We start from the raw sequence: 15211 nt of genomic DNA, 5'->3' as shown, positions 1-15211 counted from the left end.
GCACCGGCGCCGCGGTTTTTTCATGGGCGCCGTTCCAGCACCCGGTCGATCAGGCCGTACTCCGCCGCCTGGCCGGCCGACATGAAATTGTCGCGGTCCGAGTCCCGTTCGATGCGCTCGAGCGGCTGTCCGGTACGCTCGGCCAGCAGGCTGTTGAGGCGGTGGCGCTGGTACAGGATCTCGCGCGCCTGGATTTCGATGTCGGCCGCCACGCCCTGCGAGCCGCCATGCGGCTGGTGGATCATGATGCGGGCGTTCGGCAGCGCGTAGCGCTTGCCGATGGCGCCCGCCGCCAGCAGGAAGGAACCCATGCTGGCGGCAAAACCCGTGCACAGGGTCGACACATCAGGCTGGATGAACTGCATGGTGTCGTAGACCGCCATGCCCGCATATACCGAGCCGCCGGGCGAGTTGATGTAGAGCGCAATGTCCTTGTCCGGATTGTCTGACTCCAGGAACAGCAGCTGGGCCACGACCAGGTTGGCCGACTGTTCGGTCACCTCGCCCACCAGGAAGATCACGCGCTCCTTGAGCAGGCGCGAATAAATGTCGAAGGCGCGTTCGCCGCGCCCGGTCTGTTCGATCACGGTGGGCACCAGGCCCAGTCCCATGGGAGAAATTGAGGAATTCGGCATCATGCTGTCCTTTCGCGGTAAAGTGGAACTACCCGCATGACGCCCGGCCCTGGTGCCGTGTGACGGCCCCAAAAAAATATCGCTCGCCTGTCACATCCTGGCGCGCTAGAGCGTCAAGTGGAGAGACCACCATGACAGGAGACCACCATGCCACCCACCCTTGACCCGGACGGCGCCGACTTCGAACGGCTGCGCCCGCGCCTGACGGCGATCAGCTGCCGCATCGTCGGCAGTGCCGCCGAGGCCGAGGACATCGTGCAGGATTGCTTCCTGAAGTGGCACGGCGCCGAGCAAAGCGCGCTGGCGACGCCCGCCGCCTGGCTGACGACCGTGGTGCAGCACCAGTCGATCGACCGCCTGCGCCGACGCGCCCGCGACGAGGCGGCGGCGCGCGTCGCGATGGAACTGCTGCCCGAGACGCCGCCCGCGCTGCCCGAGGAAGGCCTGCTGCGCCAGGCCGTCCTGGGCGAGGCGCTGGCCCGCCTGCTGGCGTATTTGTCGCCGGCCGAGCGCCTGGCCCTCGTGCTGCACGAAGCCTTCGATTGCAGCCATGCCGACATCGCGGCGATCCTGGGAACGAGCGGCGCGAACGCGCGCCAGCACCTGGCTCGGGCGCGCCGCCGGCTGCGCGCGCGCTCGCTGGAGGCGCCGCCGGAAGAAAAGCTGTGCCGCGCGCTGCTGCGCCGCTTCGAGGCCGCGATCAACGGCATGGACTTGCCCACGCTCGTCAACCTGCTCGCCGGCGAACAGCCGCTGTCGGTGTATGCGCCGCCGGCGCCCCAGCTACGCAACAGCGCCGCCGCCAACGATGCCTGCTACCGCCCCACCCTCGCCGCATGAAATGCGGGTCCTGCATGAAAATATTGCAATACATCCACATATAATGCCGGAGGACGTCCAACCAGGTACGTCACCGTCACAGGGAAAGCAATGGACCAGCCCAGCCGGCTTCACGCATTCGACAACCTCCGCGCCGTGATGATGTGGCTCGGCATCCTGCTCCATGTCGCCATCAACCACACGACCGGCCCTTCTCCCCTGCCCTGGCGTGACGCGCAGACCACGCCGGTGGCCGACCTGATCCTGGTCTTCATCCACGCCTTCCGCATGCCGGTGTTCTTCATCCTGGCCGGCTATTTCGTGGCCCTGCTGATCGCGCGGCGCGGCCCCAAGGGCATGCTGAAGCACCGCATGCGCCGCCTGGCCTTGCCCTTCGTGGTCTTCTGGCCGGTGCTGATCGTCTGCACCACGGTCTTGATGCTGGTCTACGTGCACCTGATGGCGCGCGGCACCGTCGGCATCGACGTCTCGCTGCTGGCCCGCAAGGGCGCCGGCGCCTCGCCCTTCAACACCATGCACATGTGGTTCCTGTACTACCTGATCTGGTTCTGCGTCCTGAGCGCCGCGTTGGCGCCGGTCTGGGCCAGGCTGCCGGCTGCGCTGCGCGCCGGCGTCGACACGGGCTTCGTCAAACTGGCCGGCAGCTGGTGGGGGCCGCTGCTGCTCGCGGTACCGCTGGCGATCGTCGGCTCCTTCTACCGCGCCGGCATGCTGGCCGCGAACGGCTCCTTCATCCCGCAGCTGCCCGACCTCGTGCACCACGGCCTGTTCTTCACCTGCGGCCTGCTGGCCTGGCGCCACCAGGACAGGCTCTTCCCCTACCTGACCCGGACCTGCTGGCGCAATCTGCTGCTGGGTTTCGCGGTGTTCGTCGTGGCGCTCGCGGGCTTCAAGATCTTCACCACGCGACCGGGCAGCGTCCCCCATCTGGAAGCCGGCATCGCCTACGTCTACAACCTCACCAGCTGGCTGTGGAGTTTCGCCCTGATTGGCCTGTTCCTGCGCTATGTGCCGCACCAGAACCGCGTGCTGCGCTACGTCTCCGAGAGCTCCTATTGGGTGTTCCTGGTGCACATGCTATGCACGATCGGCTTCGGCGCCATGCTCTACACCCTGCCCGCCGGCGCAATCACGAAAATGGCGCTGAACATCCTGGCCACGACGGTGGTGTGCCTGCTTAGCTACCAGCTGCTGGTGCGCCACACCTTCATCGGCGTGCTGCTCAACGGCAGGAAGCAGGAGAAAACCGGGCCGGTCGCGGCGGGCAGCGACCAGGCGCTGGCCTGACACCTCTGACATTCTCATCATGGACGACGCCGCCACCATCCACGCCCGCTTCAATCCCCTGATCAAGCCCTTCCTGGTGGTGAAGATCGGCTTTGTCATGATGTCGACCATCGTCGGCATCCCGCTGGCGATCGTCTGGTTCCTCGGGATCGGCCGCTGGTGGGCCCAGCATTATTTCGACCGGCTCGAATGCCAGCTCGACGCGCGCAGCCTGCGCTACCGGAAAGGCATCCTGGTCACCACCGAAAAGACCATCCCGCTCGAGAACATCCAGGACGTGACCTTCGTCGAAGGGCCGATCCTGCGCCGCTTCGACCTGAGCACCCTGAAGTTCGAGACCGCCGGCCATAGCGCGGGCCAGGCCGCGGACATGCAGCTGACCGGCATCATCGATGCCCAGGCTTTCCGCGCCAGCATCCTGCAGGCGCGCGAAGCCCTGCGCCACCGGCCGCAGGAAGGCGCGGGCGACGCGCAGCTGGCCGCGCTGCGCGCGATCGAAGCGAAGCTGGACCAGATCGCCGAGCTGCTGCGCGCCCGGCAGTAAGAGGCTTCGCCCGCTCAGGCGATACGGAACACCTCGACCTGGCGCGCCAGGTCCCGGGCCTGGTCGTGCATCGATTCGGCCGCCGCCGCAGCCTGCTCGACCAGCGAGGCGTTCTGCTGGGTCAGGTCATCCACCTGTCCCACTGCGGCATTGATCTCGCGTACGCTCACGGCTTGCTGATCGCTGGCGGCCGCGATCCGCTCGATCAGGACGTTCACGCGCTGGACACTGTCGAGGAGTTCGCGCATGGTCTTGCCGGACTGGTCGACCAGGGCGGCGCCGTCGTCGATCTTCGACACCGAGGCATGGATCAGTCCCTTCACGTCGCTTGCGGCATTCGTGCAGCGCTGTGCCAGCTGCCGCACTTCGCCCGCCACGACCGCGAATCCGCGTCCCTGCTCGCCCGCGCGGGCCGCCTCGACGGCCGCGTTCAGCGCCAGGATATTGGTCTGGAAGGCGATGCCGTCGATGACCGAGATGATGTCGACGATCTGGCTCGATGCATGGCCGATGTCGCCCATGGTCTTGACCACTTCGCCCACGATCGCGCCGCCGCGGTCGGCGATGCGCGAGGCTTCGGCTGCCAGCTGGCTGGCTGCGCGCGCGTCGGCGGCATTGCGGCCGACCGTGTCGGTCAGCACATGCATCGTGCTGGCGGTTTGCTGCAGCGAACTGGCCTGGGCTTCGGTACGGGCCGACAGGTCCTGGTTGCCGGACGCGATCTCGCGGCTGCTGGTGGAGATGAATTCGGTGCCCTGGCGCACGCCATGGACGATGCCGGCCAGGCCTGCGCTCATCCGCGTCAGGCTCTGGAGCAGTGTGCCGATCTCGTCGCGTGAGGAAGCATCGATGCGGGCGGTCAGGTCGCCTACCGCGACGGCTTCGGCAAACCGCGATGCCTCGCGCAGTGGACGGGTGATGCCGACCGTGACCCAGTAGGCCAGGAAAGCGCCGATTGCCAGTGCGATCGCGGCGATGGCGACGACGATGGTCTTCGAGCTGGCCAGCACGGTGTCGACGCGGTCGCTCGCCGCATTCATCTGCGATTCGATGTTCCGGATGACCACGTCGAGGTCCGCCACGATCTGACGCCGCAAAGGGCTGCATTCGTTGACGAGGAAGGCGCCGAATTCGGCCATTTGCTTGGCACTGCGGTACTGGCGCGGACGCGCAAGTTCGCGCGCCATGGCCTGCAGGCCGGCATTCGCCTTCTTGAAATCGGCGCGCTCGCCAAGGATCGGCTCCAGCTTCTGGAGGCGATCCACGAAAATGGCGCGTTGCTGGTCCAGCAGGTCGAGCTCCCTGCTCGCATCCTCGTCGCGCTCGTAGATGTAGGCATTGCGGGCCGCCAGGCCGGTCTGTCCCAGCGCCTCACGCAGTTCGACCAGTTGCGCGAGCTGAGTCGTGCGGATGTGCTTCTCTTCGGCCACCGTTTGCGCCGTGTCTCCCATGCGCAGCAGGACAATCGCTGCCAGCAGCAAGGTCAGCATGCCGATGGCGCCGAAGCCGAATGCGAGGCGGGCGCCGATTTTCAGGTTCTTCAACATCGTTGTCTTCCTCTTATGTGATGGGGTCTTGCACAAGTTCTCACCAAAGAGAGGGATGCACAGGCCTGATCCATACTAGAGCAAAGTAAGACAACTCCTACAAAATATTAATTTTTAGTTCATCAAATATGAAATGTTGTTGCTCGGATTCAACAGAAAATCGACCGTGTGCGAAATAGGCCTAGGTTATATGTTTACAACGTTGTGTTAATGCTACAGCTCCTTGGTACTCATCCGTCGGATTGTTTAGTATCCAGCTTTCCCTCGGAGAAAACTTGTGCTCACACTCAAACGCCTTCCCCAATCGGTCCTGCTCGCCCTGTACGGCGGCGCCGCACTCAGCCTTCTGAACCCAGCCGCCCACGCCCAGAGCACGGCGCCGACGGCCCCTACTCCCTCAGCGTCGGCCAACGCCGACGGCAGCAACATCCAGAGCGTCAACGTGGTCGGCTCGCGCCGCGTCGGCAACTCGTCCGCGATCGAGACGCCGGTGCCGGTCGATACCATCTCGATGGCCAAGGCTACCGAACAGGGCGGCCAGTTCGATCTGGCCCAGGTCCTGACCAACGTGTCACCCTCGTTCAACTCGACCCGCCAGACCGGCGCCGACGGCGCCGACCTGGTCGATTCCGCGGCCCTGCGCGGCCTCGGTTCCGACCAGACCCTGGTCCTGATGAACGGCAAGCGCCGCCATACCACCGCACTGGTGAACCTGTTCGGCGCGCGTAACCGCGGCAACACCGGCACCGACATGAACGCGATTCCGGTCATGGCGATCCGTAACGTGCAGGTGCTGCGCGACGGCGCCGCCGCGCAGTACGGCTCGGACGCGATCGCTGGCGTGATCAACATCGAACTGAAGAAAAGCCTGGGCTGCGAAATGGTGGCAGGCTTCGGCCAGTACACCGAAGGCGACGGCGACAACTACCTGGCCTCGGCCTACTGCGGCGTGGCCGTCGGCGGCGGCGTGCTGGGCATCACCGGCGAGTACTACGACCGTGGGCGCTCGAACCGCGCCGAGGAAGGCAATCCGCGCATCATCGGCGACACCAAGTCGCAGAACAGCACCCTCTACCTGAACGGCGAAATTCCGGCGGGTCCGGGCAAGGTCTACTTCACTGCGGGCGTACAGAACCGCGATGCCTCGTCGGCGGCCTGGGCGCGCGAAGGCGTGGGCTCCGAGGACATCCCCTCGCGCAACTCGGCCGCGATGTACCCGAACGGCTTCGTCCCCTTCATCAACGGCGACATCGACGACCGCTGGGGCACCGTCGGCTACCGCTTCGACGTGGCCGGATGGAACACCGACCTGTCGCAGACCCTCGGCTACAACAGCATGAAGTACCACATCGCGAACACGCTGAACGCGTCGATCGCGAACCGCGACCTGAGCCGCGGCGGGCGCGGCATCAGCGCCAGCATCTTCGACGCCGGCGGCTTTTCCTTCCGCCAGGCCACCACCAACCTGGACTTCTCGCGCTTCTACGAAGGCCTGGGCAATGGCACCAACGTCGCCTTCGGCTTCGAGCACCGCCGCGAGAACTACAAGATCGAGGCGGGTGAACCGGGTTCCTACATCGACGCCGACGGCGTCGGCGTAGGCGGCAATGCCGGCAGCCAGGGCTTCCCGGGCTTCCAGCCGGGCGACGTCACCGACAGCGACCGCCACTCGAGCGCGGCCTACCTCGACATCGAGACCGACCTCTCCGAGCACCTCAAGCTGCAGGCCGCGCTGCGCCACGAACGCTATTCGGACTTCGGTTCGACCACCACCGGCAAGCTTGCCGCGGGTTTCCGGATCAGCCCGAGCGTGCTGCTGCGCGGCTCGGCCAGTACGGGCTTCCGTGCGCCTTCGCTGCAGCAGGTGTACTTCTCCTCGACCTTCACCGACTTCGTCAGCGGCCAGCCGCTCGACGTGGTGCTGGCGCCGAACGGCGGCCGCGTCGCCAACGCCGCCGGCATCCCCAAGCTCACCGAGGAAAAGTCGAAGAGCTACACCCTGGGCCTGACCTGGTCGCCGAGCCAGGCGACCTCGCTGACGGCCGACCTGTACCGCATCAACATCGACGACCGCATCGTGCTGTCGGGCCGCTTCGACGCCGACAACTACCCTGCCCTGGGGACCACCCTGCAGCAGCTGGGCGTGGGCCAGGCGCAGTTCTTCGTCAACTCGGTCGATACCAAGACCCAGGGCCTGGACGTGACGCTGTCGAACCGCAGCGACCTGGGCGCCGGCAAGCTGAATACCTTCCTCGCCCTAAACTTCAGCAAGACCGAAGTGACCGGCGTCCATGCGCCAAGCGCACTGCGCGGCTTCGAGGACGTGCTGCTGTCCGAGCGCGAGCGCCTGTTCATCGAGGAAGGCGCGCCGCGCCGCAAGGCCACGCTGGGCTTCGACTACAGCCTGGGCAAATGGGAGACCGCGCTGCGTGTCGTGCACTTCGGCCCGCAGACCCTGGGCACCTTCTCGGGCCCGCCGGTGCCGAACCAGTACTACAAGGCGAAGACTTCGGCCGACCTGTCCTTCACCTGGGCGATGGACGCGAAAACCAAGTTCACCGTCGGCGGCACCAACATCTTCAACGTCAAGCCGAGCGAACAGGATCCGAACGAAACCGACAACGGCTTCAAGTACGAGAGCGTGCAGTTCGGCCTGAACGGCGCGGCCTGGTTCGCGCGCCTGTCGCACCGTTTCTGACCGCGGCTGGGGTCGCAGACAGCAAGGGTCCCTGCGGGGACCCTTTTTTATTAAAAGTTGTATCTGCGTTTGTAACAATGCGGAATCAACACAATTGCTTGCGTATATAATGCCTCGCATAATCGCGTCGGCAGCATGCGACGTTCCCCACCCACGCCGCATGATGCGGCACCTGCAGGCCGCACTATGACCACCGCCGTACCCGACCGTATCTCCACCGGCATCGCCGGTCTCGACGACATCCTCGGCGGTGGCCTCACGCCGCAGCGCATCTACCTGGTGGAGGGCTCGCCCGGCGCCGGCAAGACCACGCTCGGGCTCCAGTTCCTGCTCGACGGCGCGGCCAAGCAGGAAAGCGGCCTGTACATCACCCTGTCCGAAACCGCCGACGAACTGGCGGCGGTGGCGGCCAGTCATGGCTGGGACATCGGCGTGCTGTCGATTTATGAACTGGCCGGCGACACCGACCTCGATCCGGACGCCCAGCAATCGGTGTTCCATCCTTCCGAGGTCGAACTCGGCGAAACCACCCGCAACGTGATGGACCGGATCGACGCCGTACGCCCGGTGCGCGTGGTGTTCGACAGCCTGTCGGAAATGCGCCTGCTGGCGCAGAACCCCCTGCGCTACCGGCGCCAGATCCTCGCCCTCAAGCAGTTCTTCGCATCGCGCGCCTGCACTGTCCTGCTCCTCGACGACAAGACCAGCCAGTCCGACCAGCACCTGCATAGCATCGCGCATGGCGTGATCAGCCTGGAACAGATCGCCAAGGAATTCGGCAAGGAACGTCGCCGCGTGAACATCATCAAGATGCGCGGCATCCGCTTCCGCGGCGGCTACCATGATTATCTCCTCGACACCGGCGGCATCACCATGTTCCCGCGCCTGGTCGCGGCCGAACACGCGAGCGACTTTGTCCCCATGGTGCACCCGACCGGGTCCGACGGCCTGGATGCCCTCCTCGGCGGCGGCCTGGTGCGCGGCACCAATACCCTGATGGTCGGCCCTTCCGGCATCGGCAAGACCACGCTCTCCACCCGTTGCCTGCTGAGCGCCATGGAGCGCGGGGAGCAGGCCTCGTTCTACCTGTTCGACGAAGGTCTCGGCACCTTCTTCGCGCGCAACCACGCCTTCGGCATGGAGCTGCGCAAATACGTGGACAGCGGCCAGCTGCGCATCCACCACATCGACCCGGCCGAGCTGTCGCCGGGCGAATTCGCGCAGATGCTGCGCGATGCAGTCGAAGTCCGCAAGGTCGGCTTCATCGTCATCGACAGCCTGAATGCCTACCTGCAGGCGATGCCGGGCGAGCAGTACCTGATCCTGCAGATGCACGAACTGCTGTCCTACCTGAACCAGCAGGGCGTCACCACGATGCTGGTGCTGGGGCAGCACGGCATGATCGGCGAAGTGAAATCCGACGTCGACCTGAGCTACCTGAGCGACAGTACGGTCCTGCTGCGCTTTTTCGAATCGAACGGCCGCCTGCGCCGCGCCATTACCGTCATCAAGAGCCGCGCGGCGGAGCATGCGCTCACCATCCACGAGCTGCAACTGGGCGCCGATGGCATCAAGGTCGGCGCACCGCTCGAAGGCTTCGATGGCGTGCTGACCGGCCTGCCCAGCTACCGTGGTGCGACGCCGATGATGTCGGACATTCCTCCCGATGTCAGCGCCTGACCGGCACGAAGAACGTATCCTGATCCTCGCGCCGCGCGGACGCGACGCCGAGGTCATGTGCGCCGTACTGGCACAGGACGGTGCTGCCTGCGCTGTCATCTCCGACTTCAGCATGCTGACGGCCGCCGTCGGCGAAGGGGCCGGCATGGCCATCCTGGCCGAAGAGGCCTTGCATGGCGCCGATCTCGTTCCCCTGTACGCCTGGCTGGCGGAGCAGGAACCGTGGTCGGACTTTCCCTTCGTGCTCCTGCTCGGCAAGGCGCTTGGCCCGGCGGCGGCCGCGGCCCGGGCACGGCTGGAAGAACTGGGCAACATCATCCTGCTCGAACGCCCGTTCAATGCCCAGACCTTGCGCAGCGCCGCCAGCTCCGCACTGCGCGCGCGCCGCCGCCAATACCACGCGCGCGACCTGCTGGCCGACGGCGCGCGCACCGCGGCGCGCCTGGAACAGAGTCAGCAGGCCTTGCTGCTGCTGAACGAAACCCTGGAATCGCGCATCGAAGAGCGCACCCGCGCGCTGGCCCAGGCCAACGACCGCCTGATGAACGAAGTCATCGAGCGCGAGCGGGTGCAGCAGGCGATGGTGCAGTTCCAGAAAATGGAAGCGGTGGGCCGGCTGACCGGCGGCATCGCGCACGACTTCAACAACCTGCTCAACGTGGTCCAGGGCAGCATGGACCTGATCCTGCTGCTGTCGAAAGACGAAGTGGCGCGCCAGCGCGCCGAGATCGCGCGCCGCGCTTGCCAGCGCGGCGGCAAGCTGACCAGCCAGCTGCTCGCCTTCGCCCGCAACCAGAACCTCGACCTGCGTCCGGCGGAGGTGGATGCCTTGTTCGACGGCGTGCGCGAACTGGTCGCGACCTCGCTCGGTTCGCGCATCGGCCTGCGCTTCGAGGTTGCGCCAGACTGCGCGCGCGTGTTCGCGGACGCCAACCAGATGGAGATGGCGTTGCTGAACCTGGCCATCAATGCGCGCGACGCCATGGATGGCAGCGGCCACCTGCTGTTCCAGGCCGGGAATGCCCGGCCGCCGGAAGGCCTGTTGCCGGCGGGCGACTACGTGCGCATCGCCGTGACCGACGACGGTCCGGGCATGCCACCCGAGCTGGTGGCCAAGGTGTTCGAGCCCTTCTTCACCACCAAGGCGGTCGGCAAGGGCACGGGCCTCGGCCTGAGCCAGGTGTATGGCATGGCTCAGCAATCGGGCGGTGCGGCGCGCATCCTGAGCCAGCCCGCGGTCGGCACCACGGTCGAGATCTGGCTGCGCGCCTGGGACGGCAGCAGCGAGCAGGAAGTGGCGCCCCTGCCGGTCGCGGCGCCCGACGCAGGACCGGGCGTGCACATCCTGGTGGTCGAGGACGACAATTTCGTGCGCGAATCGATGGTGCTGTCCTTGGAAGCCTTTGGCCACGCGGTGAGCCAGGCCGCCAGTGGCGAAGCGGCCCTGCGCGAACTGCAGCACGGACGCCCCGACCTGATCATCACCGATTACCTGATGCCCGGGATTACCGGCGCCGAACTGATGCTGCGCGCGCGCGAGGTCTTCCCCGGGATACCGATGATCATCGCCACCGGCTACGCGGACATGCATGCGATCGACGAGGTGCTGGGCGACGACATCCTGCTGCGCAAGCCCTTCCAGCTGGCGGAACTGGCGCGCAGCGTCGAGCGCGCGCTCGGGCGCGTCAACCCGTCCGCGCCGCACCACTGAGCGGCCCGGCAGCGAGCCGGACGCCGCCCAAAACCGCCCTGTGCCACACTGGCTCCATCATCGTTTGGACCATGGCATCCGGGAGCACATCATGAGCAACGAACAGAAATCGCAGGAGCAGGCGCAGGGCGCGCCTCAGCAGGGGCAGCAGAAGGCGCAGCAGGACGCCGCCGCCGAGCTGGATGGCCTGGCCAACAAGAAGCCGGAAGAGCTGACGCCGGAAGAGTTAAGGCTGATGGCCGACACCATGCCGGGCGAAGGACCGGGGGACTGATGTTCCTATTCTTCTCGAACAAACTCGGCTGCCTCGGCTCCATCGTGGTCTCGGTCGTGCTGACCCTGATCGTCTTGCTGATCTTCGGCGTCCTGTAAGAAGGCTTACTTCTTCAGCGAGCGGACAAAGGCCAGGACCTCGTCCTCGCGTCCCTCGCCCACCGCCTCGGCGGCGCTCTTGCCGCCGAGCGCGCCCTGGGCTTCGTTCATCCAGGCGCTCGCCGCATCGTCATTGCCCACGATGGCGCGCACTTCGTGCATCACCGTGTAATAGGCCTGCGCCTTGCGCGACTGCTGGCCGAAGCGCTCCTTCAGCGCTGCAAAAGCATCCGGTTTGATGGGATCCTCGCTCGTCATGCTGCCGCTCCTTATTTGGTGACGCTCAGGACCGAGCGCTTGCCGCCCTTGAACGAATACAGCGTGATGGTGCCGTCGCGGATGTCGCCGCGTGCATCGAAGGCGATTGGGCCGGTGACGCCCTTGTACTGGATCTTGGCCAGCACCGGCAGATACTTCGCCGGCTGCGAAGAGCCAGCTTTCACCATTGCCTCGGCCATGGTCATCACTGCGTCATAGGCGTAGGGTGCGTTGATCTGCACGTCGATGCCGAAGCGCTTTTTGTAGTCGGCGCGGAACTTGTCCATGCCGGCCTTGGCCTCGCCCTGCACACCGCCCGCTTCCGCGCACACCACCTGGCCGTCGACCATGGTGCCGCCGGAGAGCTTGTGGATCTCGTCCGAGCAGATGCCGTCGCCGCCCATCATGCGTACGTTCATGCCGAGCTGCTTCATCTGGCGCAGCATCGGGCCCGCGGTTGCGCTCATGCCGCCGAAGAAGACCAGGTCCGGCTTGGTGGCGCGGATGCGGGTGATGATGGCGGAAAAATCGGTCGCCTTGTCGTTGGTGAACTCCTTGGCCACCACCTTTCCGCCCTGCTTCTGCAGGCTGCGCGAGAACTCGGTGACCAGGCCCTGGCCGTAGGCGGTGCGGTCGTCCACCACGGCGACGCGCTTGGCCCCCATGCTGCCGATGGCATAGCGGCCCAGCGCCTGGCCCAGCTGCACGTCGTTGGCCACCACACGGAAGGTCGTGTTGAAGCCCTGCTGGGTGTAGGCCGGCGAGGTGGAAGACGGCGAGATCTGCGGAATGCCGGCGGTATGGTAGATCTTCGAGGCCGGGATGGTGGTGCCCGAGGTTTCATGGCCGACCATGCCGTTGATCTTGCGGTCCACCAGCTTCTGCGCCACGGCGGTGGCCTGCTTCGGATCGCCGCCGTCGTCCTCGGCCACCAGTTCGAAGCGGACCTTCTTGCCGGCGATGACCGCGCCTTTGGCATTGAGCGCCTCGATCGCCATGCGCGCGCCGTTCTCGGTGTCCTTGCCGAAGTAGGCCACCGGGCCGGTCACGGCGGCCGCATGGCCGATTCTCACCACTTCCTGCGCGGAGGCGCTAGCCGCCAATGCGCACGTCGCCAACAGGACTGCATGCTTCTTCATCGATTCCTCGTCAATATCCGCCGGGGGTGCGCCCCGTTGAGCAAAACGGCCATTCTACCGCCTGCGCGTTCTGCTTGCCGAAGCGGACATGCTCATACTGTTACAATTGGAGAGAATTCAATACGGAAACTCTTGTATCCTCCCGGACTCACATAAATACGAGAGGAGCCGGCGAGGCCGAGCATCCTCCAGCATCACGGAGACCACCATTCTCACCATCGCCTCGCGCGCCGCGGTTCTCACGACCGGCGCCCTGCTCTCTTGCTTGCCGGCGCACGCCCAGCCATCTTCTTCAAGCCTGGATGCTGCCGCAGTGCGACCGCGCGCCGGCCTGCAGCACAAGCACGAATGCCGCCGCCTGCGTGCGGCCATCCTGGAATCGGAACAGGCGGACCGGCGCACGCGCGCCGCCGTGATGGAATCGGTGCAGCAGGACCTGCTCATCCTGCGCGAACGCTACCGCAAGCTGGGCTGCCAGGGCGGCGCTAGGACTTGAAGCTGACCGTGGCGGACAGGCCGCCCAAGCGTTCGGACTGGCCGAGCGTCAAGGCAGCGCCATGGCGCTCGGCGATGGCCTTGATGATGGCCAGGCCCAGCCCACTGCCCGCCGCTTCGCTGCCGGCAACCCGGTAGAAGCGATCGAACACGCGCTCGCGTTCCTCAGGCGGGATGCCGGGACCGCTGTCCTCGACCGTGACCACCACCTGCCCCGCGTCGCTGCGCACCGAGATGTCGGCGGTGCCGCCAGCCGGCGTGTACTTGATGGCGTTGTCGACCAGGTTGCGCAGCAGGATGTGCAGCGCGTCCGGCTGCCCTTCGACGACTGCCGGATCGGCGTGCTGGACGCCCACGTCGACGCCCTTGGCCGCGGCCACCCCGGCCAAGTCGGCCACCGTGCGGCGCGCCAGCTCGGCCAGGTCGACCGGGCGGGCCGCCGTGCTGGTGGCGGCCGCTTCCTGGCGTGCCAGCACCAGGAGCTGCTCGACCAGGCGGGTGGCGCGGTCGATGCCGGCGGTCAGGCGCGACACCGCGAGCTTGCGTGCGTCCAGCGATTCGGCGCGCTCCAGGCTCTGCGCCTGCAGCCGCAGCGCGGCCAGCGGCGTGCGCAATTCGTGCGCGGCGTCGGCGACAAAAGTCTGCTGGGCGTCGAAAGCGGTCTTCACGCGCCCGAACAGCAGGTTCAGTTCCTGCACCAGCGGGCGCACCTCGTCAGGCAGGCCGGCTTCCGACACCGGCGACAAATCGTCCGCCTGGCGCGACGCCACCTGCGAGCGCACCCGCGCCACCGGGTCGAGCGAGCCGCTCACCACCCACCACACGACCAGCATCAGGATCGGCATCATCACGGCGATCGGGCCCAGCGTGCGCAGCGCCAGGTTGCCGGCCATGTTGCGGCGCACGGCGAGATCCTGGGCCACCTGCACCGTCTGGTTCGCGGTCTGGATCGAGAACACGCGGTAGACCGTACCGTTGGCCTTGACGTTGGAGAAGCCCAGCACCGCGCGCTGCGGCAGCTTGGCGCGCGAGACGCTATGGAAGACCTGCACGCCGTCGGGCGACCACATCTGCACCACCATGTCGTCGTTGTTGGTCCCGCCTTCGGCCTGGGCTTCCAGGCGCTGCTGCGCCTCGGTGTTCGACAGCGGCGTGCCCGAGCGCAGCGACAGCGCCATCTGCTGCATGTGGTAGTCGAAGATCTGGTCGGCGTCGTGCAAGGCCGTGCGGTAGGCGATCGAAGCCTGCGCCAGCGCGGCGAGGGTGATCGCCGCCAGCAGGTACCACAGCAGGCGCCCACGCAGCGAGTGCGTGACCCTGGGCCTGATGAACTTCATGCCTTGGGGACCATGTAGCCGACGCCGCGCACGTTCTGGATCAGGTCACTGCCCAGCTTCTTGCGCAGGCCGTGGATATAGACTTCGACCGCATTGCTGGAGACTTCGTCGCGCCAGCTGTACAGCTTTTCTTCCAGCTGGGCGCGCGACAGCACCGCGCCCGGGCGCGCCACCAGGGCTTCCAGCACGGCCCATTCGCGCGCCGACAGCGCGACGTTGGCGCCGTCCACCAGCACTTCGCGGGTGGCCGGGTTGACCGAGATGTTCTTGTATTCGAAGACCGGTTCGCCGCGTCCGGCGGCGCGCCGCAGCAGCGCGCGGATGCGCGCCAGCAGTTCGTCGAGGTCGTAGGGTTTGAGGACGTAATCGTCGGCGCCGGCGTCCAGTCCGGCAATGCGCTGGGCCACCGAGTCGCGTGCGGTGGCGACCAGCACCGGGGTACGGTCCTTGCGCGTGCGCATCGAGCGCAGCACTTCGAGGCCGTCCTTGCGCGGCAGCCCCAGGTCGAGCAGCACCAGGTCATAGTTCTGGTTCTGCAGCAGGGCCGTGTCGGCCATCTCGCCGTCCTTGACCCAGTCGACGGCGTAGTGCTCGGCCCGTAACAGGTCGAGCACTACTTCGCCGATCATCGTATCGTCTTCTACCAGCAATAGCCGCATGAATTCCCC

Annotated in this window: 14 protein-coding genes; 8 read left to right on the top strand and 6 right to left on the bottom strand. The window is 66.3% G+C overall.

Features of this window, described 5'->3' with window-relative positions:
• Positions 1 to 20: 20 nt before the first annotated feature.
• Positions 21 to 635, bottom strand: a complete 615-nt coding sequence (gene clpP / locus GV068_RS21765) for an ATP-dependent Clp endopeptidase proteolytic subunit ClpP (protein ID WP_159705394.1) — start codon at positions 633 to 635, stop codon at positions 21 to 23.
• A gap of 147 nt (positions 636 to 782) precedes the next feature.
• Between clpP and GV068_RS21760 the strand changes: the two genes are divergently transcribed.
• From GV068_RS21760 to GV068_RS21750, 3 genes are all read left to right on the top strand, one after another.
• Positions 783 to 1475 carry a sigma-70 family RNA polymerase sigma factor gene (locus tag GV068_RS21760; RefSeq protein ID WP_159702834.1) on the top strand — a complete coding sequence of 231 codons (693 nt, stop codon included), beginning with the start codon at positions 783 to 785 and terminating at the stop codon, positions 1473 to 1475.
• 90 nt (positions 1476 to 1565) lie between these two features.
• Entirely contained in the window at positions 1566 to 2762 is a 1197-nt protein-coding gene (locus GV068_RS21755; RefSeq protein ID WP_159702831.1) for an acyltransferase family protein, read from the top strand.
• A 19-nt stretch (positions 2763 to 2781) separates the two neighbouring features.
• The gene (locus tag GV068_RS21750) at positions 2782 to 3306 is read left to right on the top strand and encodes a PH domain-containing protein (RefSeq protein WP_159702828.1); all 525 of its coding nucleotides are present in this window, start codon (positions 2782 to 2784) and stop codon (positions 3304 to 3306) included.
• A gap of 14 nt (positions 3307 to 3320) precedes the next feature.
• Here the strand turns inward: GV068_RS21750 and GV068_RS21745 are convergent, their stop codons facing one another.
• Positions 3321 to 4853: a methyl-accepting chemotaxis protein gene (locus GV068_RS21745; protein WP_159702825.1), complete on the bottom strand. Its 1533-nt coding sequence runs from the start codon at positions 4851 to 4853 to the stop codon at positions 3321 to 3323.
• A gap of 277 nt (positions 4854 to 5130) precedes the next feature.
• On the opposite strand from GV068_RS21745, the gene GV068_RS21740 reads away from it, so the two are divergent.
• The 4 genes from GV068_RS21740 (at position 5131) to GV068_RS21725 (ending at position 11216) form a co-directional block, all read left to right on the top strand.
• Positions 5131 to 7551: a TonB-dependent siderophore receptor gene (locus GV068_RS21740; RefSeq protein WP_159702822.1), complete on the top strand. Its 2421-nt coding sequence runs from the start codon at positions 5131 to 5133 to the stop codon at positions 7549 to 7551.
• A 186-nt stretch (positions 7552 to 7737) separates the two neighbouring features.
• Positions 7738 to 9231, top strand: coding sequence for an ATPase domain-containing protein (locus tag GV068_RS21735; protein WP_159702819.1), 1494 nt, complete (start codon positions 7738 to 7740; stop codon positions 9229 to 9231).
• On the top strand, positions 9218 to 10942 hold the full coding sequence (locus GV068_RS21730) for a response regulator (RefSeq protein ID WP_159702816.1): 1725 nt from the start codon (positions 9218 to 9220) through the stop codon (positions 10940 to 10942). Before GV068_RS21735 ends, GV068_RS21730 begins: the two co-directional genes overlap by 14 nt.
• 91 nt (positions 10943 to 11033) lie before the next feature.
• The gene (locus GV068_RS21725) at positions 11034 to 11216 is read left to right on the top strand and encodes a hypothetical protein (RefSeq protein WP_159702813.1); all 183 of its coding nucleotides are present in this window, start codon (positions 11034 to 11036) and stop codon (positions 11214 to 11216) included.
• A 104-nt stretch (positions 11217 to 11320) separates the two neighbouring features.
• Here GV068_RS21725 and GV068_RS21720 read toward each other — a convergent pair whose 3' ends face one another.
• Both GV068_RS21720 and GV068_RS21715 read right to left on the bottom strand, forming a co-directional pair.
• Complete coding sequence (locus GV068_RS21720; protein WP_159702811.1) at positions 11321 to 11572, bottom strand: antitoxin Xre/MbcA/ParS toxin-binding domain-containing protein; 252 nt, start codon at positions 11570 to 11572, stop codon at positions 11321 to 11323.
• 11 nt (positions 11573 to 11583) lie between these two features.
• Positions 11584 to 12711, bottom strand: coding sequence for a branched-chain amino acid ABC transporter substrate-binding protein (locus tag GV068_RS21715; RefSeq protein ID WP_159702809.1), 1128 nt, complete (start codon positions 12709 to 12711; stop codon positions 11584 to 11586).
• Positions 12712 to 13024: 313 nt separating this feature from the next.
• Between GV068_RS21715 and GV068_RS21710 the strand changes: the two genes are divergently transcribed.
• Entirely contained in the window at positions 13025 to 13207 is a 183-nt protein-coding gene (locus tag GV068_RS21710; protein ID WP_159702807.1) for a hypothetical protein, read from the top strand.
• Here GV068_RS21710 and GV068_RS21705 read toward each other — a convergent pair.
• Both GV068_RS21705 and GV068_RS21700 read right to left on the bottom strand, forming a co-directional pair.
• Positions 13197 to 14543: an ATP-binding protein gene (locus GV068_RS21705; RefSeq protein WP_159702805.1), complete on the bottom strand. Its 1347-nt coding sequence runs from the start codon at positions 14541 to 14543 to the stop codon at positions 13197 to 13199. The two genes, GV068_RS21710 and GV068_RS21705, sit on opposite strands and share 11 nt — an antisense overlap.
• Positions 14540 to 15202, bottom strand: a complete 663-nt coding sequence (locus tag GV068_RS21700; protein WP_159702803.1) for a response regulator transcription factor — start codon at positions 15200 to 15202, stop codon at positions 14540 to 14542. Before GV068_RS21700 ends, GV068_RS21705 begins: the two co-directional genes overlap by 4 nt.
• Between the last annotated feature and the right edge of the window lie 9 nt (positions 15203 to 15211).

The organism is Massilia sp. 9I, from assembly GCF_902506415.1.
GTDB lineage: Bacteria > Pseudomonadota > Gammaproteobacteria > Burkholderiales > Burkholderiaceae_D > Telluria.
Note: the sequence above shows the minus strand (reverse complement) of the source record. Positions and strands in the feature narration are given on the sequence as shown.

Excerpts from the sequence above, each read along its gene's own strand:
- clpP (WP_159705394.1), bottom strand. The coding sequence starts at position 635 with ATGCCGAATTCCTCAATTTCTCCCATGGGACTGGGCCTGGTGCCCACC.
- GV068_RS21760 (WP_159702834.1), top strand. The coding sequence starts at position 783 with ATGCCACCCACCCTTGACCCGGACGGCGCCGACTTCGAACGGCTGCGC.
- GV068_RS21755 (WP_159702831.1), top strand. The coding sequence starts at position 1,566 with ATGGACCAGCCCAGCCGGCTTCACGCATTCGACAACCTCCGCGCCGTG.
- GV068_RS21750 (WP_159702828.1), top strand. The coding sequence starts at position 2,782 with ATGGACGACGCCGCCACCATCCACGCCCGCTTCAATCCCCTGATCAAG.
- GV068_RS21745 (WP_159702825.1), bottom strand. The coding sequence starts at position 4,853 with ATGTTGAAGAACCTGAAAATCGGCGCCCGCCTCGCATTCGGCTTCGGC.
- GV068_RS21735 (WP_159702819.1), top strand. The coding sequence starts at position 7,738 with ATGACCACCGCCGTACCCGACCGTATCTCCACCGGCATCGCCGGTCTC.
- GV068_RS21730 (WP_159702816.1), top strand. The coding sequence starts at position 9,218 with ATGTCAGCGCCTGACCGGCACGAAGAACGTATCCTGATCCTCGCGCCG.
- GV068_RS21725 (WP_159702813.1), top strand. The coding sequence starts at position 11,034 with ATGAGCAACGAACAGAAATCGCAGGAGCAGGCGCAGGGCGCGCCTCAG.
- GV068_RS21720 (WP_159702811.1), bottom strand. The coding sequence starts at position 11,572 with ATGACGAGCGAGGATCCCATCAAACCGGATGCTTTTGCAGCGCTGAAG.
- GV068_RS21715 (WP_159702809.1), bottom strand. The coding sequence starts at position 12,711 with ATGAAGAAGCATGCAGTCCTGTTGGCGACGTGCGCATTGGCGGCTAGC.
- GV068_RS21705 (WP_159702805.1), bottom strand. The coding sequence starts at position 14,543 with ATGAAGTTCATCAGGCCCAGGGTCACGCACTCGCTGCGTGGGCGCCTG.
- GV068_RS21700 (WP_159702803.1), bottom strand. The coding sequence starts at position 15,202 with ATGCGGCTATTGCTGGTAGAAGACGATACGATGATCGGCGAAGTAGTG.